Below are 24,543 nucleotides of genomic sequence, written 5' to 3'. Positions count from 1 at the left end.
CAGCGGCCGCCAGCGCGCTCCCAACGCCGCTGGCGAGCCCCGCGTCGCCCACGCCTGCAATCGGACCGGCACCGGCAGCCGCGCAACCTGCGGCGCCTGTGCGCCCGTCGTTCGCCAACGTGGCGACGGTCGCGCCCGGCGACACGAACACGTTTACCGGGGCCAACGGCGTGACGCGCCGGATCCAGCCCGCGCCGGCCGCGGCTGCCACGCCGGCGGTCGCGCAACCGCCGTTGCTGCAGCCCGCGAACGTGGCCGCGCCACCGAGCAACGCACCGCTGGTGCAGCAGGCGACCGCGCGCGCGCTGGAAGGCCAGCGCGGACAGACGCAGACCGCGCGCGCCGATGCCGCTTCGATCCTGAACCCGATGAGCGCCGACGCCGAAATCCTGCGGCGCTTGGAGAACAGCCAGGGCAGCTACTTCCACAAGGGCAGCCCGCAGGCTCGCAGGCTCGTTGGCGAAGCGATCGCGGGACAGCTCGGCGCGCGCAACGCGGCGAGCGCGCAGGGCCAGGCCGCCGGCAACGCGACGTTGCAGCAGGGGGCAGTGGGCGAGGGGTTCGCGGCTGAAGGCGCTGCGCGCCGGCAGATCGACGCGAGCATGTTCAACGCCGACGACGGCTACCGGCGCCAGGCGCTGGCCGCCGACATCGCACGCCCGACGCTGCAGGCGGACGCTTCCGGCAATCTGCTGTCCATCAGCGGCACCACGGCTGCGCCGGTGACCGGTGCCGACGGCGCTGGCGTGCAGCTCGCGCAGCCGCCGCTGGCCGGGCAGATCACGCCGGCCGCGTTGCTCGAGGCCTACAGCGAACAGTCGCGCGCGATCAACGAAGGCCTGGGCACGCCCGAAGAGAAGGTCCTGCAGCAGCAGGCGCTCCGATCCGATCCGATGTTCGGTACGCTGTTCGCGCAGCAGCAGCCGGCTGGAGGCGCATCCATCCCGGTGGGGACCGAACGCGCCGGCTACAGGTTCAAGGGTGGGGACCCGTCGAACCGCGCTTCGTGGGAGAGGATCAAGTAAATGGCCGAGCCCTGGAAGGACTTCGCGGGTGCACCTGCAGCCGATGGTCCGTGGAGCGAGTTTTCCGCGCCGAATGCGGCGCCACCGCAGCCGGCCGCGCCGATCCAGCGCCCGAAGTCGAGCGCCGTGCGCCGCGTGCTCGGCGACTCCGCCGTCGACATCGGCCGCGGCGTGGTGGGCGTGGGCGAGGCCGTCGCCGGCTTGTCCAACCTCGCGACCGGTGGCAACACCGGCAAGCTGATGGACGCGGTCGGCTTCGACCCTGAAACCGCGAAGGGCATGATCGGCGAGCTGTATTCGCCGGAGCGCAAGGAAGCGCAGCAGCGCGTGCAGGAGGCCGAGGGGTTCGTCGGTACCGCCAAGGCGATGATCCAGAACCCGAGCACGATCGCGGGCACCGTGGTCGAGTCCCTGCCGTCCATGCTCGGCGGTGGCGCGATCGGCCAGGCCGTGCGCCGCGTGGTGCCTGCCGTCGGCGGCATCGCTGCCGGTGCGATCGGCGAGGGCACCATCGGCGCTGGCCAGTCGGCCGAGAGCATCCGCCAACAGTCCCAGGACGGCGACCTCACCGCGCGCCAGATGGCTGCCGCGGTCGGCTCCGGCATCGGTACCGCCGCGTTCGGCGCTGCCGGCGGTGGCCTCGCGCGCAAGCTCGGCATCGCCGACGTCGACGTGCTCGCCGCCGGCGGTGGGGCGCCGCTGATCCAGCGCCCGGGATCTACCGCGATGCGCGCGGCGCGCGGCACTGCCGCTGGCGCGGTGTCCGAGGGCGTGTTCGAGGAACTGCCGCAGTCCATCCAGGAACAGGCGTGGCAGAACTTCGCGCTCGATCGGCCGCTGGGCGAGGGCGTGCCCGAAGCGGCCGCGACCGGCCTGCTGGCAGGTGGCGCCATGGGCGGGCCCGTGGGCGGATTCTCGGCCGCGATCGCGCGCCCGCAAATCCCGGTGCCCGGCACGCTCGAGGACGCTGCGCGCGCTGTTGAGGATCCGGCCGCGGCCAGCGCGGCGCAGGGCCAGCCGCTGGCGCTGCCGGCGCCAGTGATCCGCGTCCGCCCGGACGGCAAGGCCGCGCACGAGTCGGAAATCTTCCGGCGCCAGCAGCTCAAGGACGAGCGCGCCCAGGCGGTGGATGCGGACCTCGTCAGCAGCCGCGCCGACATGGGCCTGACCCCGGACGTCAACGCCGCGCGCGCACAGCATCCGGCCGCGGCGCCGAACGCTCCGACCGCCCCGCGCTATCCGATCGCCCGGCCTGGCTCGCTGTCCGACGCCGCGAACACGATGCCGGACATGCCGGCCGCTGCAGCACCAGCACCAGCACCAGCGCCGCTGCCGCGCTCGGACGAGACGGGCAATGCCGCGTTCGAGGAACGGGACGTGTCCACCGGCGAGGACACCGACCTGGGCGCGCCGACGCCGATCAACCTCGACCAGGAGACGGGCGAGGAACTGGGCATCGACGCCGAGCGCTGGCCACTGGCTGCCGACCACCAGCAGCCTGCCGCGATCGTGCGCGCGCTGAAGGCGCAGGCCGCCCAGAACAAGAACAAGCCCGCGGGCGTCACCGCGATCGCGTCGACGTTCAACGTCAGCAAGGACACCGCGCGCGCGCTGCGCAACCGCGCACTGGACGAAATGAACGCCGCGGCGGGCAACAGCCGCCGGCTCGGAGCACCAGCCGCTACTGGGTCCGACGCTTCGCCGGCGGCCGACGCCGCGGCCGCGCCTTCCGACGCAGATGCGCAGCCAGCAGCGCCCGCTGCGCTGGCGACAGCACCGGCTGATCGTGAAGCGGCGGCAGGTGGAGGGGAGGGAGGCGCACTGGCGCAGGCTCCGGGGGTTTCAGCGGCGGATGCTACCAGCGCTCAGGGTGAACAGCCGGTGCAAGCGCCTACGGCTCGGCCTGAACTTGGACGTGCGGCTGCCGAACAAGGGCCTGCTCCACCGTCTCTTCAGGAAGCACCTGCAGCGGCGGGTGAAATCGAATCGACGCCAGCCGAACAGGCGCCGACTGCCCAGGCACGCGCAGCGCCGCCGCCCCCCGGTACTCTGGCTTCGGAGGGTCAAACGTCACAGTCGCCTGCGGCTGTTTCTGGTGCATCGGCGCAGGCTACGCCGGTGGCTGACGCCGCGCAAACCGAGGCGGATGCCCTGGTCGAAGTGAAGGACCGCTATGGCGTGACGCATCGCGTTCGCCAAGCAGACCTGAGCGGCGATCGTCAGAACCTGCGCCTGTACAACAAGAACGGCACCCGCAAGACCGGCCCCAACGCCGTGATCGTTCGGGGAAACATCGACACGACGGGCGAGCAGCGGACGCAGCAACTGGCAGCCGAGGCGGACAACCCGCTTTTCGAGGTGGTCACGAACAGGGATGGCGGTGCGTTCAAGACCGAGGCCGCGGCCAAGGCCTACGCGACCAAGCAAGGCCACGCCGACACGCACGACGTGTCACCGCTCGGAGACGATCGCGGTTTCGTGCTGCGCCGGAAGCCTGCCGCCGCGCCGGCCGAGCAGATCGCCGCGCGTGCAAACGAGGCCGCGACCAGCCCGAAGAACGACCTGCCGACACCGACCGACGGGCAGGAGGCGGGCAACTACCGGAAGGGCCACGTCCGGCTCAACGGCCACGACATCAGCATCGAGAACCCCGCCGGCAGCAGGCGCAACCCGGATTGGCCGCCGCTGAAGGACCATTACGGCTACATCAAGGGCACCGTCGGGAGGGACAAGGACCACGTGGACGTGTTTATGACCGAGAACGCGCAGGATCCCGCGCGTCCGGTGTTCATCGTCGACCAGGTGAACAAGGACGGCAGCTTCGACGAGCACAAGGTGGTGATGGGGGCCGCCGACGAGGCCGAGGCCCGCGCGACCTATCAGCGCAACTACAGCAAGGGCTGGACCGGCCTGGGCGGCATCAAGCAGATGTCGCAGGACGAGTTCAAGGCCTGGGTGCGCGACCCGAAGCTGACGCGGAAGCCAGCCGGCAAGCTGACCAAGCCCGCCGGCGCGCACAAGGCTACGTCAGTTGAAGGCCGAACCGAGCCGAAACTCGACGCGCCGAAGCGGCAGCTCGTCAACGAAGGCCCGAACGGGATCCGCGTGGGCGAGCGGGTGGTGGTGCAGGACGATCGCCGCGGGCAGTACGAGGCGACGGTCATGGAGATCGAGGCCAACGCGGCCCCGGTGTACCAGGGCACCGCGTTCAAGGTGGCGCAGGACGACGCGAAGCCGGACGGCCGCGGAACCGGGTGGGTGGGCATCCATCGGGTGTCGCGCGCGCCGGCGAAGGGCACCACCCTCGAGGTCGCCCGCCCGCCGCTGTCCGTTCGCATGGACGGCAACGAGTACCCGGTGGACTCCTACGAGGACGCATCGGCCAAGTTCCGCGAGCTGCGCTCCGCCGTCGACGTTGGCGGCATGTCGGTCGTCGAGCTGATCGACCAGGCCGGGCGCGCGGTCGGCTGGATCGGCCCCAAGGGCGAGGTCTACGAGGGCAACATCGCGGAGTGGCGCAACCGCCGCGACGACCCGACGCCGGTCTACACCCCGCCGGCGGGCGCGGCGCTGCCGGATCCCAACGTCATCGAAGGGCAGGCAGCACGCGTCGAGCCTGAGCAAGCTGCATCGGAGGACACGCAGCGGTACCGCGCGCTGGCCACCGATCTGGCAGGCAACCCCGACTACTACAACGCCGACCTCGCGAAGGAGCTGTTCCCCGAGTACAACGCCAGCAACGAGGCGCGTCGGGACAACAACGAGAAGGTCGGCAGCCAGGCGAGCAAGATCGCGTTCAACGCGTTCGCGGAACGGCTGAAGGAAGCCCCGGTCGACGGGGAGCGGGTTGTGGTGCTGATGGCAGGTGGCACCAGCTCCGGCAAGTCCACGATGCGGCCGGAGCGCGGCATCGTCTACGACTCGACCATGTACGACGCCGCTTCGGCGAAGCGCAACATCGACCTGGTGCTGGCCAGCGGGCGCGGCGTGCGCTACCGGTTCGTGTTCCGGGAACCGGTCGACGCGTTCCGCGAGTCGATCAAGCGCGGGCAGGGCATCGGCCGGTTCGTGAACCTGACCGCCTTCACGCGTACCCACGAGGGCGCCTACAAGGCCATCCAGGAGCTGCAGAAGCAGTACGCCGGCGACAGCCGGGTGGACTTCATCCTGTACGACAACACGGCGCGCGCTGGCCGGAAAGTGGACGCGTTGCCCGTTCAGGAATACAATGGCCTGAAGGAGAAGCTCCATGAAATCCTCGACACCGAATACGCCGAAGGCCGCATCGACGAAGCCGAATACCGAGCCGTCGCGCGCGCCGAGCCACCAGCTCGAGCCGAAGTTCGAGCACTCGAGGCAGACCCTGGACGAGGACGAGATGCGCCTGCAGAAGGCGGACCTGAGCAAGGTCAGGGTGTTCTAGACCCCGCCGCCTCGCCCGCTGGCGAGGCTGCTGCTTCCACCGCTACCGAGGACGCCGGCCAGGAGCTCTGGTACAACCGGCGCAACCGCACTGGCGCCGGGCTGCAATGGTCCGACGTCGAAGGGCTGAACGACACCCTGAAGGTGAAGGAGGTCGTGAAGTCGAAGGTCTGGCCGCGCCCGGACTACGAACAGTTGATCGCCGATGGGCTGCGCCCCGAGTTCGCGCACCTGGTCAAGCAGGTGTACGACAAGCTGGCCACCAAGCCGCAGGTACGCGGCGTGCCGACCGACCAGCAGCTTCAGGCCTACATCGACACGGTCGCGAAGGTGCGCGATGCCGTGTTCGATTTCGTGCGCGACTCCGAGAAGGTCGGGGCGGCGCTGAATGCGGTGGTAGCCCGCGCGGCCGCGATGACCGGGCGCACCGTCGCGATCACGAGCATGGTCAAGCAGGACGCCACCCTGCTCGATGCTGTTTTCCCGATGCCGGACGGCAGCAGCAGCCGCTGGCGAACCGCCGGCAGCACCAACGAGAACAACGCGGCCGCCAACCTGGTCGGGGGCAACAGGCTGGTTGGCGCGCTCCAGCTCGGGATCGACGAGTTCAGCGCCGCGATCAAGGCGGTCGGCGAGGGCTGGCCGACGCCGCAGGAGGCTTGGCAGCGGATCTACAAGATTCGCCAGTACGGCAGCGGGTTCGCCGTGGCGCGCGCTGGGCGGACCATCGAGCGCGACCTGCCGACGCGCGAGGCGGCCGAGGCCACGGCGAAGGCGCACTACGAGCAGAGCCGGAAGGCCGGCGACACCACCATGGCCGTCGAGGCGCGCGCTGTGGAGCAAGCGAAGCGCGTCGGCCCCGCGCACCGGCGCCCCGACGAGGACATCACCAGCGAGCGCCTGATGGAGGCGTTCGGCTTCCGCGGCGTGAACTTCGGGAATTGGATGAAGGGCGAGAGTGCGGCGAAGCGGCGCGAGCGCCAGCTCCACCTGAATCACGCTTACGACGCACTGCTCGACCTGTCCGAAATCACCGGCTTGCCGCCGAAAGCAATCAGCCTCGAGGGCAAGCTCGGACTCGCCTTCGGCGCCCAGGGCAGCGGCGGGCGCGGAGCCGCGCACTTCGTGCCCGGGGTCAACGAAATCAACCTGACCCGCACCAATGGTGCTGGCGGGATCGCGCACGAGTGGGCGCACGCGCTCGATCACTACTTCGCCGTGCAGGCAGGCGAGGCCGCGGCACGAGCAGAGCGCCCGTACCTGACTCAGGTCAGCAAAGACACGCGCGCCGAACTGGGCGTTCGGCCCGAAATCGCGCGGGCCGTGCGCTCGATCGTCAACTCGATGGAGAAGCGCCCGCAGACCGCGGAGGAAATCGCGGAGCGCCAGGAGCGCGCGGACAAGCAGATCCGGGCTGGCCTGAATCGAGCACTCGAAACGCTGCGGAAGCAGATCCCGGAAAGCGATGCGGAGGCGTTGGCCAACTTCGATGACTTGGCCGCGCGCCTGCGCGCCGGCGACCAAGGCGAAGGACACGTGCCGACGGGCCGCAAGGTGAAGGGACTGAAGCCGCGTACCCGGGTCGACGAGGAAGTGTCGCAGGTGGCTGGCCAGATGCTTGGGTTGCTGCGCGAGCACGGCGCGGCCATGGATTACATGCTGCCCAACCTCCTGGAAGCCGACGGCCGCGCCGGGTTGCTTGCATACCAAGCCCAGCAGGCGGCGCAGCGCGAGGACCACGTCCCCCAGACGGGCGAGGTTCGCAGCGAATACCTGAAGGAAGCGGTCGCGCTGGAGAGCAAGTCGGCGCAGCGAGGCACCGGTGAGCGGTATTGGACCACGCCGTGGGAGCTGTTCGCCCGTGCGTTCGAGAGCTATGTCATCGACCGGCTGGCCAGCGGCAAGCGCCGCAGCGACTACCTGACCTGGCCCCAGCCGAGCGAGGCGGCTGCGAAGGCGCTGAAGGAGGCGGGGCTGCTGAAGGGCGACCAGTACCCGCGGGGCGCCGAGCGGCAGCGGATCAACGAGGGATTCGACACCCTGCTGGGCGAAATCAAGACAGAGGACACCGCCGAGGGGCAGGTGCGCCTCTTCTCGATGGCGGCGGGCGCCGAGGCGGGAACGCTCACGTTCGACCGCGCGATGAAGGTCAAGGCCGAGCTCACCGGGAAGTGGGGCGACAACGCGCCCAACGTGGTGCTGGTGGAGGATGCCGAAGGCTTCCCCGAGTTCGCCAAGGTCGACCCGGACTACCGCCGCGGGGAAGGGGTCTGGGGTGGTCGCCAGACGATCTGGGTCAACGTCGGCGCGATCGCGACGGAGAGGCGCCTGGCCGAGGTCTTGGCGCACGAGGCGGTGGGTCACTACGGCGTAGAGAGCATCCTGGACCCGGAACAGTGGACCGGCATCGTCTCGTCGATCGGCAATCACGACCGCAACGGCACCGGCGCCGAAAGCCTGAAGCGCGCGATGCGCAGCGTGCACCAGCGCTATGGCCAGCTCGACCCGGAGACGTTCGCCCGGGAGACGATCGCGGTCATGGCCGAGCAGGGCGCACAGAACGGCCTGCTGGCGCGCGTGGTCGCCGCCGTGCGCGCCTACCTGCGCAAGATCATGCCGTCGCTGAAGTGGACCGACGGCGACGTGCGCGCGCTCCTGGGCGCCGCGGACAGCTTCCTTCGTGCCGGGCGCCCGCAGGCCGAGTCGCGCGCTGCGACGGCCGCGCTGGCGTTCTCGCAGCCACCGGCGCAGGTCCAGATGGACGGCCGTGGCGATCGGCGGATCGAGCTGGGCGGCGAAACGTTCCTCGAGGTCGGCCGGCGCTTCTACATGGTGAACGGCACCGGCCGGCCGAAGGATTTCACGAACCTGGGCGCGGCGACCGAAGCCGCGGCGCGCACCGGCGGGCAGGTAGTCCTGAACGACCCGATCGAGGGCGAGCGCCCGAGCTGGAGCGTAGCGGTACCCGAGACGGTCGCGCGCGCTGCCGGCGCGGAGCGGCCTCTGTTCTCGAAGGCGCCGGCCGAGGTGCTCGAGGACATCGATGCGGTGATGGCTGAGTCGCACCGCGAGGGCCTGCTCGAGCGCGCGAAGCAGTTCCTGAAAGATGCGACCCCGAAGAAGATCAAGGACGAGCTGCGCGGCACCTGGCTGGGCGCCCTGACGACCAGGCACCTGACCGAGCTTGGCGCGGACTACTTCCAGAACATCCAGCACTACAGCGACTTCCTCGCGCGGCAGCAGGCCGACCGCAACACGTTGGCGACCGAGGCCGAGGCGATCGCCGAGGGCGCGCGGAAGTGGGCCGGCAAGCACCGCGCCGAGGCGCGCCGGCTGTTCGACCTAATGCACCAGGCGACGATCGACGGTGTCGACCCGGCCGAGGGCTACAAGCCGCTGAGCTTCCAGTACGGCGGCCAGGTGTACGAGGCAACCCAGAAGAACGTCAAGGACGCGCTGCGCGCAATCCGCGAGCAGATGCTGGGCCGCGGTGGCGACAACAAAAAGGACATGCTGGCCGAGGCGAAGCGGATCCGCGAAATGCCGTCCCGGGAACGCGTCCGCCGCACGAAGTACCCGACGCTGGTGGAGCGCTGGAACGAGCTCTCGCCGGAAGCGAAGGCCATCTACCGCCAGTTCCGGGACTCGTACGCGGAGCGTTCCGACGAGGTCGAGAAGGCACTGGTCGCCCGGATCAACGACACCGATGCCCCGGAGAACCTGAAGCGCAAGCTCATCAACACCATCCGGATGCAGTTCGAAACCCAGCGCCTGCAGGGCGTGTACTTTCCGCTCAGTCGTGACGGTCGCTACTTCGTCGCCGCCGAGAAGGGCGACAGCAACACGTTCCTGATGTTCCGCAGCCTGTCGGCCCTCGATCGCGCGGTGAAGAACCTGAAGGGCCGCGGCTTCCGCATCACCGCCCAGGGGATGAAGGCCAAGGGCAAGGCCAAGGACGCGCCGAGTGGCAGCTTCGTCGCGGACGTGATCGAGCAGCTCCGGAAGGCCGGCGTGTCGGACACCACGCAGGACCAGATCTACCAGATCTACCTGCAGACCCTGCCCGAGTTGTCGATGCGCAAGCACTCGATCCACCGCAAGGTGGTGCCCGGCTTCGACCCCGACGCGGTCCGTGCCTACGCCCATGCGATGCACCACGGCTCGCACCAGCTCGCGCGGTTGCGCTGGGGCCACAAGATGCAGAACGTGCTGGACCTGCTGAAGCGCCAGCAGGACGCGGCGCGCAGGGAGGAAGGCGCGGACACGCGCAAGATCGCCGCCGGCGACGCCATCATCGAAGAGCTGAACAAGCGGGACGAGTGGATCAACAACCCGCAGGACAGCAACACCACGAACCTGGTGTCGTCGTTCGGCTTCGCCTGGTACCTGGGCGCCACGCCCGCGGCGGCGCTGGTCAACCTGAGCCAGACCGGCATGGTGTCGTACCCATGGCTCGCCGCGCGCTACGGCGCGGTCAAGTCGATGAACGAGCTGCTGCGCGCCGGCGCTGCGGCCGTGCGCACGGTCGGCAACATCCAGAACACGCTGACCGACCCGGTGGAACGCCAGGCTCACGCAGTGCTGCAGCAGATGGGCGCGATCGACAAGACCCAGGCGCACAACCTCGCGGGCATCGCCGAGGGCGGGATGGTGGGCTACAACCCGAAGTGGGCGAAGGCGATGGAGATCATCGGCTGGGGCTTCCACAAGACGGAAGTGGTGAACCGCGAGGCAACCAGCATGGCCGCTTTCCGTCTGGCCCGGGCCGCCGGCGAGAGCTTCGAGCAGGCGATCAAGACGGCGGCCGACGCGATCTACGACACCCATTTCGACTACAGCAATGCCAACCGCGCCCGGTTCATGCAGAGCGGCACCGCGAAGGTGCTACTGATGTTCCGGCAGTACAGCCTGAACATGACGTGGTTCCTGGCTCGCACCACGTGGCAGGCGACGAAGGGGCAGGACCCGGAGGTACGCAAGATCGCGCGGCGCAACCTCGCCGGCGTGCTCGGCATGGCCAGCATCTTCGCCGGCGTACTGGGCCTGCCCATGGTGAAGCTGAGCATGGGTGTGCTGAACGCGGTCGCGGCCAGCTTCGGCGGCGATGACGAGCCGTGGGATGCCGAGACGGAGTTCCGGGCCTGGCTGTCCGACATGCTCGGCCGAGAGGCGGCGGAGGTGGTGCTGACCGGCCCGACCAACGCGGCCACCGGTGCCGACATCCACAGCCGCGTCAGCCTTTCTGAGTTGTGGTTCAGGGATGCCGATCGCGAGCTCGACGGCCGCGGCTACTACTACCACCTGCTGGAGCAGGCCGCCGGGCCCATGGGCGGGGTGCTGAAGAACGTGCTGGTCGGCAAGGGCATGATCGACGAGGGGCATGTCTGGCGCGGCGTCGAGACGATGCTGCCGAAGTCCTTGAAGGACATGATGAAGGCCGCGCGCTACGGTCGCGAGGGCGTCAACAACCTGCGTGGCGACCCGCTGCTGGCGGAGCCGAGCCTTTGGCAGAGCTTGCTGCAGTTGCAGGGCTTCACGCCGGCCAAGGTGGCCCAGCAGTACGAAACGAACCGCTCCCTGAAGAACTACGAGCAGCACATCCTCGACAGGCGCCAGCACCTGATGAACGCGCTCGCCATGGCCTACCGGCTCAACGACCCCGAGAGCCGTGCCGAGACGATGGAGGCGATCGGCAAGTTCAACCGGACGCACCCGGAAATCGGCATCACCCCGGCGTCGATCCGCCGCTCGATGCAGTCGCGCGCGCGCTACAGCGCGAAGGCCGAGGCCGGCATCGTCCTGAACCCGAAGATCGCGGCAAAGATTCGTGCTCAGGTCGGCGTGGAATAGGCTGTAGGACAATCCCTACACGGCGGCGCACCGTTCCCCTACACCGGCTCGTGGAGTATTCGGGCATGGTGGCGAACCGCGACTTCCCCGCCCTGGGGTCCCCCGAGGTCGCGTTACAGGGGAGGGGAGATGGGATGCCACACCGAAGTGAAAGCAAGATCGTGTCGTTGGACCGCTATCGAGACAGGCGCCGGCGGCCACCCGAGCCGAAGCCGATGCCGGAGCCGGCGCCGGCGCTGGAGGTGCTCGACGAGGCCATGCGCAACCTGCATGCCGCGGCGAACGCCTCGCTGAAGTTGATCTTCATGGCCCGGCATCGCCTGGGCATGACGCAGCTCTGAGCACCGTGGTCAGTTTTACCGACTGACCAAATGTCGACCACGCGGTGACAGAAACAGACCGAATCCAGACATGCGGCGCGCACGGCGCGCCGCGACCGGCAACGTAAGTTGCTGATACGCAAGGAAGGGAGACGGGGCCGCTTCAGGTGCGGCGGGGGTAGCGGAGACAGTGCACCCCCGGGAGCGTCGATCACGCTGACCGGGCCAGTATAGGGGCGGTCGGCGCCCATGCAAGGCGCGACCCGGCGGCGCTGCGGAGCACGTTCAGGCGCGACCGCCCGGGGCGGGACGGTATGCTGCGCGCCATGTCGCGTAGTCCGTCCGGGGAGGCCAGGGCCGATCGCAGCCGTCCGTCGCTGCGCCGCGGCTACGTGCTGGCGGTGGTGGTGCTGATCGGCTCGCTGCTGATGGTCTGGCTGTACGCGCGCGAGGCCGGCGCGCGCGAGCAACGCGCGCGTCAGGCCGAATTCGCCGCCCAGAGCAGCGAGATCGCGACACTGCTGCGTCAACGCCTGCTGCACTACGAACTCGCCCTGCGCGGCGGCGTGTCGCTGTACTGGTCGGTGTCGCGGCCCACCCACCGGCAGTGGCGCGATTACGTCGGAGGCCTGGACATCGAACGCCAGTTCCACGGCCTGCTCGGGCTCGGCTACGTGCCCTACCTGCGCCGGTCGGACCTGGAAGCGCTGCAACTGGCGATGCGCGAGGAGGGGCAGGGGCTGTTCCGGATCCGGCCGCACGGCGTGCGCGAGATCTACGGACCGGTGCTGATGCTTGAGCCGCAGACGATCGGCAACCGCAGCGTGCTGGGTTACGACATGTTCGCGGACGCGACCCGCCACCACGCGATGGCGGATGCGCGCGACACCGGCGAAGTGCGTCTGACCGCTCCGATCGACCTGATCCAGCGGGGCGACGACGGCCGGCGCAACGGGCTGCTGATGTACGCCCCGGTCTACGCCAACGGCATCCAGCCGGGCAACCCGCAAGCCCGGCGCACGGCCATTTCCGGCTGGGTGTACGCACCGTTCCATTCCAGGACCTTCATCGACAGCGCGCTCGAACCGTTCGGCGCCGGCCAGATCGTGCGCATCGTCGATCTCGACGACGGCGGCGGGCGCGGAACCCTGATCCACGAGGACGCCGGATTCACCGACGACGTCGACGCCGACGTGCTTCGACACAGCGAGACCTTCGCCCTGTACGGCCGTCGCTGGCGCATGGATTTCCGGTCGAGCCTGCCGGCGGCGGACGCGGCAGGGCGGCCCTCCGGCGTGCCGGCCATCGTCGGCGCCGGCCTGATCGTGTCGCTGCTGCTGTTCGCGGTGGTGCTGACGCTGGCGCATACCCAGTCGCGGGCGGAACGACTGGCGGAAGCGATGAGCGAATCGTACCGGCGCAGCGAACAGCGCTTCCGCAATGCGATGCTCTACTCGGGCAGCGGCATCGCGCTGTTGGACGGTGCCGGCCGCATCGTCGAGGCGAACCCGGCACTGGCACGGACCTTCGGCATGCCGCCCGGGAGCCTGCCCGGCACGGCCTTCGCCGCACAGTTCGTCGATCCCGTCACCGATACCGTGCTCGCAGGCAAGCACACCGAGCCGGTCACCCTGCAATTCCGCCGCAGCGATGGCGACATCCGCCTCGTGCAACTGGTGCACTCGCCGGTGCCGGGAGATGTCGGCAGCGATGTCGCCGCGCTGGTGCAGGTGGACGACGTGACCGATCGCCTGCGCGCCGAGCGCGAGGTGCGCATGCTCAACCGCACGCTGGAGGCGCGGGTCGAGCAGCGCACGCGCGAGCTGACCCTGGCCAACCACGAGCTGGAATCGTTCGCCTACAGCGTCTCGCACGACCTGCGCGCGCCGCTGCGCACGGTGGAGGGCTTCAGCCGGCTGCTGGGCGAGCGTTTCGGTGGCGCGATCGGTCCGGACGGGCTCGACTACCTGGCGCGGGTGCGCAATGCCGCCAACCGCATGGACGAGCTGATCGATGCGTTGCTGAAGATGTCGCGTATCGCGCGCGAACCGCTGCAGCACGCGCGCGTGGACCTCAGTCGCATGGCCGGCGAGATCCTCGCCGAGCTGCGGCAGGCCGAGCCGTCGCGCCGGGTCGAGACGGTGGTCGAACCCGGCCTGGAGGCCGGCGGCGACACCGCGTTGCTGCGCAACCTGTTGCAGAACCTGCTGGGCAATGCCTGGAAGTTCACCGGCGGCTGCGAGCACGCTCGCATCGAGTTCGGTCGCGCGGCCGGCGACGAATGCCCGCCCGGCACGGTCGGGTTTTTCGTGCGCGACAATGGCGCAGGCTTCGATCCGGCCTACGCGTCGAAGCTGTTCCGGCCGTTCCAGCGATTGCACGGTGCCGACGAGTTCGAAGGCCACGGCATCGGACTGGCCACGGTGAAGCGCATCGTCGAGCGCCACGGCGGCGCGATCCGCGCCGAGGGGGCGGTGGGCCGGGGTGCGACGTTCCGGTTCACGCTGCCGGTGCGGGCCGACGCCCCGTACCCGGACGACGGTTCGCACCCGAACGATTGAGCGCCGCGCGCCTGCCCGGAACCGGGTCAGGTGTGCCTGTCGTGTGCCGCGCCGCGTGCGACCCAGGGCGCGATGCGAGTGTCGCGCGCCGCCGCGCGCGTGGACACCGGCTTGTCCGGAACCCGGTGGTCAGGCGTGCTTGTTGTGCGCCCGCATCACGCGCTGCTTGTCGCGGGCCCAATCCCGGTCCTTCGCCACCTGCCGCTTGTCATGACTCTGCTTGCCCTTCGCCAGCGCCAGTTCGGCCTTGACCTTGTTGCCCTTCCAGTACAGCGCGGTCGGCACCAGGGTATAGCCGTCGCGCTGCACGCGGCCGATCAGGTTGTCGATCTCGCGCCGGTGCAGCAGCAGCTTGCGGGTGCGATGGGCATCGGCGACGACGTGGGTGGAGGCCTGGATCAGCGGCGTGATCTGGGCGCCGAACAGGTACAGCTCGCCGTCGCGCACCACGGCGTAACTCTCGCCGATGTTGGCGCGGCCGGCGCGGATCGCCTTGAGCTCCCAGCCCTGCAGCGCCATGCCCGCCTCGAAGCGCTGTTCGAGGTGGTAGTCGTGGCGCGCGCGCTTGTTGAGCGCGATGGTCCGGTCGCCGTTTGCCTTATCCTTGCCGCTCTGCTTGCCCATCCTTCCATTGTCCCCGAAGCCGGTCACGTACGCGAGCCACATGCCCACGATCGAACGCAGCGCGCTGGTGGAACACTCCGTGAACCGGATGTTCGCCCTGGTCAACGACATCGCCGCCTATCCCCGCCGCTTCGAGTGGTGCGAGCACGCCGAGGTGCTGGAGGCGGGGGAGGCGCGGGTACTCGCCCGCCTCGAACTCGGGATCGGCGGGTTCCGGACCTGGTTCACCACCGAGAACACGCTGTCGCCGCCGCACCACATCGACATGGACCTGCGCGACGGGCCGTTCAGGCGGTTGCGTGGACGCTGGCAGTTCCACGCGCTGGACGAGACCGCGTGCAAGGTCTCGCTGTCGCTCGAGTTCGAACCGCAGAGCAGCCTGATGCTGCCGGTGCTGTCGCTGGGGCTGCGCGGCTTGGCCGACCGCATGGTCGACGATTTCGTGCGCGTGGCCGGCACCGAGGCTTGACGTGCGCGTGCAGGTGATCCGTGCCTGGCACGGGCGGTTCGAGGCGCAGGAACTGGACCTGCCTGCGGGCGCGATCGTCGCCGATGCGCTGGCGGCGACCCGGATCACCCAGGCGGGACTTGCGGGCTACGCGATCCACGGGGAGCGGACCACACGGGACGCGCCGCTGCGCGACGGGGACAGGCTGGAACTGCTGGAGCCGCTGCTGGCGGATCCCAAGGACAACCGCCGGCGACGTGCCCGCGTGCAGGCGGGAAAGCCGCCGCCCTAGCGGCGCCGCTGGCCGCCCTTTTCCTTCGGCAGATTGCCGAAGCGGCGCATGCGTTCGGAAAGCTCCTTGTCCTGCTCGGCGAAATATTCGCCTTCCCACTTCGCGAGCTGGTCGTTCTCGAACCACAGGGTCATGTTCCTGACCTCGGTGTGGCCGCGGCGGTTGGTCCGCTGCGTCGCGGTGTAGTCCCAGCGCTGGTGGTGGAACGGGTCGGCGATCGAGGGCGAGCCGAGCAGGGTCAGCACCTGCTGCTTGTCCATGCCGAGCTGCAACTGGTCGATCGCGGCCTTCTCGATCAGGTTGCCCTGGTAGATCGGCTGCTTGTAGAGCATGCCGCAACCGGCCGTGGCCACGGCGATCAGGACGACGAGCGCGATGCGGGACATGGGCATGGAACGGGGGCCTGCGAGGATCGGCTGGGGGTGGCGCGATGATACACTCCCCCGTGCGCATCGCGACCGGCATCCAGGCAGCTGGCGCTAAACCGCCCGTGAACGGAGACCCCATGGAATCGATGGATTTGCGCAAGGCCGGGCTGAAGGTGACGCATCCGCGGATGCGCATCCTCGAGTTGCTCGAACTCAAGACCCCGCGCCAGCACATGACCGCCGAGGACATCTACCGGCAGTTGCTGGAACAGGGCGACGAGATCGGCCTGGCCACGGTGTATCGAGTGCTCACGCAGTTCGAGGCCGCGGGCCTGGTGGTCAAGCACAATTTCGAGGGCGGCCACGCCCTGTACGAGATCGACCGCGGCGACCACCACTACCACATGGTCGACGTCGGCACCGGCCACATCACCGAGTTCGAGAGCCCCGAGATCGTGGCGCTGCTCAACAAGATCGCCGGCGAGCATGGCTACGCGCTCGACGAGCATTCCCTGGTGCTGTACGTGCGCAGGAAGCGCTGAACGGACGAGCGGGTGCACCGACTTCCTGTTGCGTGGGCCGCCTAGCCCCGCGCCCGTTCCTGTGGGGACGAGCCGCCATCCGGCGGCAGTTCGAGCACGAGTTCCGCGGTATCGGACGCGCTCGCGCGGCCGTGCATGCGGCCGCCATGGGCACGCGCGATCGCGGCTGCGAGCACCAGGCCCAGCCCCAGGCTGTCGTCGGGCGGATCCGGATGCGGTGAAGTGAGCAGGGCCCCGACGAGCGCGTTCGTGGCGCCGCTGCAATACGCCGTGCAGGTCAGGCGCAGGCAGCCGCCGGCGAGCTCGAGACGGGCACGCACGGGCGCTACGGCACCGCGCGCGAGCCGCACGCCGAGCAGGGCATGGAACAGCTGGGCGATGCGCAGCGCGTCGCCCTCGATCGCGAATCCCCGCACCTCCGGGGCCAGGCTGACCTGCGGAGGGCGCGCGCCCAGCCGTTCGGTGATGTCCGCCACCAGCGACTCGATGTCGATCGCTTCGCGACGGCCCACCAGCCGGTCCATCTGCGCCCGACCGAGATCGCCGAACTCGTCGATCATGCCGCCCAGGCGCTGGATCTGGCGTTCGAGCACGGCAAGCAACTCGTGGCGCTGGGCGTCGCCGAGCCCCGGTTCGCGCAACAGGTAGACCGCCGTCTGCATCGGCGCCAGCGGCCCCCGCAGGTCGTGGGCGACGCGGTCCATCCAGTCGTGCGCCCATGGGACGCTCACCGCGTCGGGTTCCTGCCGATGGCGTCCGCGCACAGCCGCCGGATCGCGTCGAGCTGGGGCGGCTTGACCAGGTGTTCGTCGAAACCGGCCTCGCGCGTGCGGTTGCGGTCTTCCGCGTGCCCCCAGCCGGTGACCGCGACGATCGCCAGCGCCCCGCGCCCGGGACGCGCGCGCAGGCTCCTGGCGATGTCGTAGCCGCTGCGGCCCGGCATGCCGACGTCGAGAAACAGCAGGTCCGGCGCGAAACGCTCGACTTCCGCCTCGACCTGCTCCGGATCGCAGACCTGCCTGACCTCATGGCCGAGCATCCGCACCATCATCGCCAGGGTATCGGCGGCATCACGGTTGTCGTCGACCACCAGCACGCGGCTCCTGCCAGGCGGGCCTTCGCCGGCCTCGACTGCCTGCACCCCGGCGGCCGCCGGCACGTCGATCGAATCCCCCACGGCAGGTGCGCGACGCGGCAGGCGCACGCGGAAGGTGCTGCCGTGACCCAGGCCCGCGCTTTCCACCTCCACGCTGCCCGCGTGCATCTCGGTGATCTTCTGCACCAGGGTCAGGCCGATGCCCAGCCCGCCCTGCGAACGCTCGACCGCGGTGTCGACCTGGCGGAACACTTCGAACACCTCCCCGAGCTTGTCCGGGGCGAGCCCGATCCCGCTGTCGCGCACGTCCACCACGACCTCGTCGCGAAGCTCGTCCAGCACGGCCTCGAGCTCGATGCGGCTGCCGGGGTCGGAATACTTGGCGGCGTTGTTGAGCAGGTTGGCGAACACCTGCGCCAGGCGCGCCTGGTCGGCATGCAGCACCACGTCGGCGGGCGGAAGCTTCATCAGGAAGCTGTGCCCGCCGCCGTCCAGCCACGGCCGGGCGATCTCAACGGCCGCGTCCAGCACGTCGGAGAGCGAGGCCCTGGCGGGGCGCAACGCGAGCTTGCCCTGGCTGATGCGGGCGATGTCGAGCAGGTCGTCGATCATCCGCACCAGCAACGCCAGCTGGCGCTCCATGGTCTCCTGCAGCGGATCCCCGGCACCGGCGGACTGCAGGCGCCGGATGCTGAGCGCGTTCTGCAGTGGCGCCAGCGGGTTGCGCAGTTCGTGGGCGAGCGTCGCCAGGAATACGTTCTTGCGATGGTCGACGCCGCGCAGCCGTTCCTCCGCGCGGGTCCGCTCGGCGACCTCGTTCTGCAGTTCGGCGTTGCGGCTTTCCAGCGCCTCGTTGGCCAGGCGCAGGGACTCGTTGAGCGTCTCGAGCTCGCGGGCCTTTTCGCGCTGCAGTTCCTGGTTGCGTGCCGCCAGGCTGGCGTTGAGCAGCTCGAGTTCGCGGCGCTTGCGGTACAGCTCGACCAGCACCTCGACCTTGCTGCGCAGGATCTCGGGGATCACCGGCACCATCACGTAGTCGACCGCGCCGAGCTTGTAGCCCTGCAGGCGGTCCATGTCCGAGACGTTGACGGCGGTGACGAAGATGATCGGCGTGTTCTCGTAGCGCGGATGCTGGTGCACCAGGCTGGCGGTCTCGAAGCCGTCCATGTCGGGCATGTTGACGTCGAGCAGGATCAGCGCGTACTCGTCCTCCATGAGCAGCTTCAGCGCTTCGCGGCCCGAACCCGCCTGCACCAGGCGCTCGCCCAGCGGCTCGAGGATGGCGCGGTAGGTGAGCAGGCGCCCCGGCTGGTCGTCGACCAGCAGGATGTTCACCGGCTCCGCGGCAGCATCGCGGCGCGCGTCCGGCACGCGGGCGATGGCCTGTGTGGTCAGCGATGCAGCCATTGCCGCAGCACTCCCAGCAGTTCATCGGTCACCACCGGCTTGGCGAGGTAGTCGGACGCCCCGGCTTCCAGGCATTTCTCGCGGTCGCCCTTCATCGCCTTGGCGGTGACCGCCACGATCGGCAGCGCGCGCGAGGCCGGCAGGCGGCGGATGGCGCGCACGGTCTCGTAGCCGTCCATGCCCGGCATCATGATGTCCATCAGCACGACCGCGATGGCGGGGTCGGCGGCCACCTTCGCGATCGCCTCCTGGCCGGTGCCGGCGGTGACCACGTCCATGCCGTGCCGCTCGAGCACGCTGGACATGGCGAAGATGTTGCGCACGTCGTCGTCGACCACCAGCACGCGCTTGCCGGCGAGCACTTCGTCCGAGGCGTGCAGGCGCTCCACCATGCGCTGCTTGTCGGCGGGCAGGTCGGCGATCACCCGGTGCAGGAACAGCGCGGTCTCGTCCAGCAGCCGTTCCGGCGACTCCACGTCCTTGATCACCACGCTCTTGGCGGCGTGCCGCAGCCGCTGCGATTCCTCGGCGGTCAGTTCCTTGCCAGTGAACACCACGATCGGCAGGTCGCGCAGCGGGGGCTGGGCCTGGATGCGGTCGAGCAGTTCGAAGCCGTCCATGTCGGGCAGGCGCAGGTCCACCACCGCGCAGTCGTAGCGGCCGCCCGCCAATGCCCGCAGCGCCGCCTCGCCGCTGTCGACGGTCTCGATGGCCACGTCGTCGTGGCCGATCAGGGCCTCGATTCCGAGGCGCTCGTTGGCGTCGTCCTCGACCACCAGCAGACGCTTCACCCGCGGCAGCGCGTAGTCGCGGATGCGCTGCAGCGATGCGTCGATCGACTCGGTGGTCGCCGGCTTGGCCAGGTAGGCGAAGGCGCCGCGCTCCAGGCTCTGGTGTCGGCCCTCCTCGACGGTCAGGATCTGCACCGGGATGTGGCGGGTGGCCGCGTCCTGCTTCAGCCGTGCCAGCAGGGTCCAGCCGAGCATGTCGGGCAGGAAGATGTCCAGGCAGATGGCCGTGGGGCGATAGCCGTGCACCAGCCCCAGCGCCTCGGCGCCGGTCGCGGCCACCAGCACGCGGAAGCCCTGCGCCCGGGCGAGGTCGCGCAGCACCGAGGCGTAGCGTGCGTCGTCCTCCACCAGCAGCAGGACCGGCGCGCCGTCCGGCGGCAGGTCGCGGTCGTCGGCCACCGCCTCGGCCGGCGGGGAGGGCGCCTCGATCGCGCCCGCGCCGCGCAGCGCCTGCACCGCGCGCGCGCTGTGCGCGCGGTCGGCACCGACATAGTGCAGCGGCAGGTACAGGGTGAACGTGCTGCCGGTGCCCGGCGCGCTCTCCAGCTGCAGTTCGCCGCCGAGCAGGCCCGCCAGTTCGCGGCTGATGGCCAGCCCCAGACCGGTTCCGCCGAACTGGCGCGAGGTGCCGGCGTCGGCCTGCTGGAAGGCCTCGAACACGATCCGCTGCTTGTCCGGGGAGATGCCGATGCCGGTGTCGCTGACCTCGATCGCCACCACGGTGGCGGCGTCGCGCAACACGTCGTGGTCCGGCGACCAGCCCGCGTCGGCGCGCCGGGCACGCATCCGCACGCTGCCGTGCTGGGTGAACTTGAAGGCGTTCGACAGCAGGTTCTTGAGGATCTGCTGCAGGCGCTTGGGGTCGGTGCTCAGGGCCGGGCCCAGCGACGGGTCGATCTCGATGCTGAAGTCGAGATCGCGGCGCTCGGCCTCGTGGCGGAACGCGCGCATCAGGTTCTCGCGCAGGTGCGAGAAGCGCACGGTCTCGCTCTCCACCGTCACCGTGCCGGACTCGATCTTGGACAGGTCGAGGATGTCGCTGATCAGGTTCAGCAGGTCGGTACCCGCGGCGTGGATGGTCCTGGCGAACTCGACCTGGCGCGCGCTGAGGTTGGCGTCGGGATTCTCGGCCAGTTGCTGGCCCAGGATCAGGATAGAGTTCAGAGGCGTGCGCAGCTCGTGCGACATGTTGGCCAGGAACTCGGACTTGTAGCGCGAGGTGAGCGCGAGTTCGGCGGCCTTTTCCTCCAACTCGCGGCGGGCATGCTCGATCTGCTGGTTCTTCTGCTCGACCTCGGCCTTCTGCTCGGCCAGCAGTTGCGCCTTGAGCGCGATCTCCTCGTTGGTCTGCTGCAGTTCGTCCTGCTGCGCCTGCAGTTCGCCCGCCAGCTGCTGCGACTGCGCCAGCAGGCGCTCGGTGCGCATCGTCGACTCGATCGTGTTGAGCACGATGCCGATGCTGCCCGACAGCTGCTCCAGGAAGATGCGCTGCGACGGGGTGAAGCCGGACAGCGAGGCGAGTTCCAGCACCGCCTTGACCTGCTTCTCGAACAGGACCGGCAGCACGATCACGCTGCGCGGCACCGCGTTGAGCAGGCCCGAGGTGATCTGCACCGACCCGGCCGGCACCTCGTCGATCAGGATCATCCGGCCTTCGGCGGCGCATTGCCCCACCAGGCCTTCGCCGAAGGCCAGCGTGCCGGGGTGGGGCGCGCCGGGTGCATCGGCGTAGCGGGCCAGCTGCCGCAGCGCGCGCGGGGTGGCGTCCGCCTCCACCACGTAGATCAGCCCCTGCTGCGCGTTCACCAGCGGCGCCAGCTCCGAGAGCAGCATCTGGCCGAGCGTGAGCAGGTCGCGCTGGCCCTGCATCATGCCGCTGAACTTGGCGAGGTTGGTCTTGAGCCAGTCCTGCTCGCTGTTGCTCTCGGTGGTCGCGCGCAGGGTGCCGATCATCAGGTTCATGTTGTCCTTGAGATCGGCGAGTTCGCCGCGGACATCGACCGTGATCGAGCGGGTGAGGTCGCCCTGGGTCACCGCGGTGGCGACTTCGGCGATCGCACGCACCTGGGTGGTGAGGTTGGCGGCGAGCTGGTTGACGTTGGCGGTGAGGTTCTTCCAGATGCCGGCGGTGCCGGGGACGTTGGCCTGGCCGCCGAGGCGGCCCTCGACGCCGACCTCGCGCGCGACCGTGGTCACCTGGTCGGCGAAGATGGCGAGGGTGTCGGTCATGCCGTTGATGGTGTCGGCCAGTTCGGCGATCTCGCCCTTGGCCTCCACCGTCAGTTTCTGCTGCAGGTCGCCGGTGGCCACCGCGGTCACCACCTTGGCGATGCCGCGCACCTGCGCGGTGAGGTTGGTCGCCATCGAGTTGACGTTGTCGGTCAGGTCCTTCCAGGTGCCGGCGACGCCGGGCACCTGCGCCTGTCCGCCGAGCTTGCCCTCGGTGCCCACTTCGCGCGCCACGCGGGTGACCTCGGCGGCGAAGCCGTTGAGCTGGTCCACCATCGTGTTGAGGGTGTCCTTGAGCTGCAGGATCTCGCCCTGGGCGTCCACCGCGATCTTGCGCGAGAGGTCGCCCCTGGCCACCGATGTCGCGACCTCGGCGATGTTGCGCACCTGGGTGGTGAGGTTGGTCGCCATCGAGTTGACGTTGTCGGTCAGGTCCTTCCAGGTGCCCGCAACGCCGGGTACCTGCGCCTGTCCGCCGAGCTTGCCCTCGGTGCCGACCTCGCGCGCCACGCGGGTGACTTCGGCGGCGAAGCCGTTGAGCTGGTCCACCATCGTGTTGATGGTGTCCTTGAGCTGCAGGATCTCGCCCTGCGCGTCGACCGCGATCTTGCGCGAGAGGTCGCCGCGCGCGACGGCGGTGGTGACCTCGGCGATGTTGCGCACCTGGGTGGTGAGGTTGGTCGCCATCGAGTTGACGTTGTCGGTCAGGTCCTTCCAGGTGCCGGCGACGCCGGGCACCTGCGCCTGCCCGCCGAGCTTGCCCTCGGTGCCGACCTCGCGCGCCACGCGGGTGACTTCGGCGGCGAAGCCGTTGAGCTGGTCGACCATCGTGTTGATGGTGTCCTTGAGCTGCAGGATCTCGCCCTGCGCGTCGACCGCGATCTTGCGCGACAGGTCGCCGCGCGCGACCGCGGTGGTGACCTCGGCGATGTTGCGCACCTGGCTGGTGAGGTTGGAGGCCATCGCGTTGACCGAATCGGTCAGGTCGGCCCAGGTGCCGTCGACGCCGGGCACCTGCGCCTGTCCGCCGAGCTTGCCTTCGGTGCCGACCTCGCGCGCCACGCGGGTGACTTCGGCGGCGAAGCTGTTGAGCTGGTCCACCATCGTGTTGATGGTGTCCTTGAGCTCGGCGATCTCGCCGCGCACGTCCACCGTGATCTTGCGCGACAGGTCGCCCTTGGCCACCGCGGTGGTGACCTCGGCGATGTTGCGCACCTGGCTGGTGAGGTTGGACGCCATCGAGTTGACGTGGTCGGTGAGGTCCTTCCAGGTGCCGGCGACATCGGGCACCTGCGCCTGGCCGCCCAGCTTGCCCTCGGTGCCGACTTCGCGCGCCACGCGGGTGACCTCGGCGGCGAAACCGTTGAGCTGGTCCACCATCGTGTTGATGGTGTCCTTGAGCTCGGCGATCTCGCCGCGCACGTCGACCGTGATCTTGCGCGACAGATCGCCGCGCGCGACCGCGGTGGTGACCTCGGCGATGTTGCGCACCTGGCTGGTGAGGTTGGAGGCCATCGCGTTGACCGAATCGGTCAGGTCCTTCCAGGTTCCCGCCACGCCGGGCACGATGGCCTGTCCCCCGAGCTTGCCCTCGGTGCCGACCTCGCGCGCCACGCGGGTGACTTCCGAGGCGAATCCGCGCAGCTGGTCGACCATGGTGTTGATGGCCTCCTTGAGCTGCAGGATCTCGCCGCGCACGTCCACCGTGATCTTGCGCGAGAGATCGCCATTGGCGACCGCGATGGTCACCTCGGAAATGTTGCGCACCTGGGCGGTGAGGTTGGACGCCATCTGGTTGACGGAGTCGGTGAGTTCCTTCCACACGCCCGACACGCCCGCCACCTGGGCCTGGCCGCCGAGCCGGCCGGCGGTGCCGACCTCGAGCGCCACGCGCGTGACCTCGGAGCTGAACTCGCCCATCTGCTCGATCATGCGGTTGACGATCGTTGCCGAACGCAGGAACTCGCCCTGCAGGGGCCGACCTTCGGCCTCCAGCGGCACACTGCGCGTCAGGTCGCCCTTGGCGACGCCGGCGATGGCCTCGGTGATGGTCGCCACCGGACGCACCAGGTCGTCGACCAGGTCGTTGACCGAGCTTTCCATCTCGCCCCAGCAGCCGTGGCGATTGGTCAGCGCGATGCGCTGCCGGGTCAGGCCTTCGCGGCCGACCTTTTCCCCGACCCGCGCGAGTTCCAGGGCCAGGCCGCGGTTGCTGCGCACCACCGTGTTGAACGCATCGGCCAAGCGGCCGTCCAGGCCTTCCCAATGGCCCGGCAGTTCCACCGTGAAGTCGCCCTGGGCCACGGCCTGGAGGGCCGCCAGCATGCTGCGCATCGCAGCGTCGGACCTGCCCGCACCCGGATCCCCGTCCGCCGCGCCGTCGCGCGCCAGCGTCGTGTGATTCACCATCCCGCCTTCCCCCTCAGACTGGATCGCCATTCAACCGGAAAAGATACGCGTGCGCCGCCATGGCGGCGCTCACGCAGCCATCACGCTGGCGCAGTCAGGCGGGCCGGGTGCCGCACGCCTGCCGACGATCGGAACCGCTGCCCGTCTCGGGCGGACCGA

12 protein-coding genes are annotated in these 24,543 nt (G+C 69.6%); 7 read left to right on the top strand and 5 right to left on the bottom strand.

The window, feature by feature from the left end:
* Window positions 1-98: 98 nt before the first annotated feature.
* From JMO03_RS07110 to JMO03_RS07095, 4 genes are all read left to right on the top strand, one after another.
* Window positions 99-1,025 (top strand): hypothetical protein, encoded by a 927-nt coding sequence (locus JMO03_RS07110; RefSeq protein ID WP_202841940.1) that lies wholly within the window; start codon window positions 99-101, stop codon window positions 1,023-1,025.
* Window positions 1,026-11,297, top strand: coding sequence for a PLxRFG domain-containing protein (locus JMO03_RS07105; protein ID WP_202841938.1), 10,272 nt, complete (start codon window positions 1,026-1,028; stop codon window positions 11,295-11,297).
* A 134-nt stretch (window positions 11,298-11,431) separates the two neighbouring features.
* Window positions 11,432-11,638: a hypothetical protein gene (locus tag JMO03_RS07100; protein WP_202841936.1), complete on the top strand. Its 207-nt coding sequence runs from the start codon at window positions 11,432-11,434 to the stop codon at window positions 11,636-11,638.
* A 305-nt stretch (window positions 11,639-11,943) separates the two neighbouring features.
* The gene (locus JMO03_RS07095) at window positions 11,944-14,178 is read left to right on the top strand and encodes a CHASE domain-containing protein (RefSeq protein ID WP_202841935.1); all 2,235 of its coding nucleotides are present in this window, start codon (window positions 11,944-11,946) and stop codon (window positions 14,176-14,178) included.
* 129 nt (window positions 14,179-14,307) lie between these two features.
* Here JMO03_RS07095 and smpB read toward each other — a convergent pair whose 3' ends face one another.
* Window positions 14,308-14,802: an SsrA-binding protein SmpB gene (smpB, locus tag JMO03_RS07090; protein WP_202841934.1), complete on the bottom strand. Its 495-nt coding sequence runs from the start codon at window positions 14,800-14,802 to the stop codon at window positions 14,308-14,310.
* 40 nt (window positions 14,803-14,842) lie between these two features.
* Between smpB and JMO03_RS07085 the strand changes: the two genes are divergently transcribed.
* Together JMO03_RS07085 and JMO03_RS07080 are read left to right on the top strand one after the other, a co-directional pair.
* Window positions 14,843-15,271: a type II toxin-antitoxin system RatA family toxin gene (locus tag JMO03_RS07085; RefSeq protein ID WP_202841933.1), complete on the top strand. Its 429-nt coding sequence runs from the start codon at window positions 14,843-14,845 to the stop codon at window positions 15,269-15,271.
* Window positions 15,272-15,278: 7 nt separating this feature from the next.
* Entirely contained in the window at window positions 15,279-15,542 is a 264-nt protein-coding gene (locus JMO03_RS07080) for an RnfH family protein (RefSeq protein ID WP_337926377.1), read from the top strand.
* Here the strand turns inward: JMO03_RS07080 and JMO03_RS07075 are convergent.
* Window positions 15,539-15,928: an outer membrane protein assembly factor BamE gene (locus JMO03_RS07075; protein ID WP_202841931.1), complete on the bottom strand. Its 390-nt coding sequence runs from the start codon at window positions 15,926-15,928 to the stop codon at window positions 15,539-15,541. The two genes, JMO03_RS07080 and JMO03_RS07075, sit on opposite strands and share 4 nt — an antisense overlap.
* Before the next feature lie 119 nt (window positions 15,929-16,047).
* Between JMO03_RS07075 and JMO03_RS07070 the strand changes: the two genes are divergently transcribed.
* Window positions 16,048-16,452 (top strand): Fur family transcriptional regulator, encoded by a 405-nt coding sequence (locus JMO03_RS07070; RefSeq protein WP_149104457.1) that lies wholly within the window; start codon window positions 16,048-16,050, stop codon window positions 16,450-16,452.
* A gap of 41 nt (window positions 16,453-16,493) precedes the next feature.
* On the opposite strand, the gene JMO03_RS07065 is transcribed toward JMO03_RS07070, so the two are convergent.
* The 3 genes from JMO03_RS07065 to JMO03_RS07055 are packed head-to-tail and all read right to left on the bottom strand — an operon-like array spanning window position 16,494 to window position 24,384.
* Window positions 16,494-17,183 carry a HAMP domain-containing histidine kinase gene (locus tag JMO03_RS07065; RefSeq protein WP_202841930.1) on the bottom strand — a complete coding sequence of 230 codons (690 nt, stop codon included), beginning with the start codon at window positions 17,181-17,183 and terminating at the stop codon, window positions 16,494-16,496.
* Window positions 17,180-18,955 (bottom strand): response regulator, encoded by a 1,776-nt coding sequence (locus JMO03_RS07060; protein WP_202841928.1) that lies wholly within the window; start codon window positions 18,953-18,955, stop codon window positions 17,180-17,182. The genes JMO03_RS07065 and JMO03_RS07060 overlap by 4 nt, the downstream gene beginning before the upstream one ends.
* Window positions 18,940-24,384, bottom strand: coding sequence for a HAMP domain-containing protein (locus tag JMO03_RS07055; protein WP_202841926.1), 5,445 nt, complete (start codon window positions 24,382-24,384; stop codon window positions 18,940-18,942). The genes JMO03_RS07060 and JMO03_RS07055 overlap by 16 nt, the downstream gene beginning before the upstream one ends.
* Window positions 24,385-24,543 lie beyond the last annotated feature (159 nt).

The organism is Luteimonas saliphila, from assembly GCF_016774335.1.
In the GTDB taxonomy this organism is placed as follows: Bacteria; Pseudomonadota; Gammaproteobacteria; order Xanthomonadales; family Xanthomonadaceae; genus Luteimonas; species Luteimonas saliphila.
The sequence above is the reverse complement of the archived record's forward strand: the minus strand, read 5'-3'. Positions and strand labels throughout refer to the sequence as shown.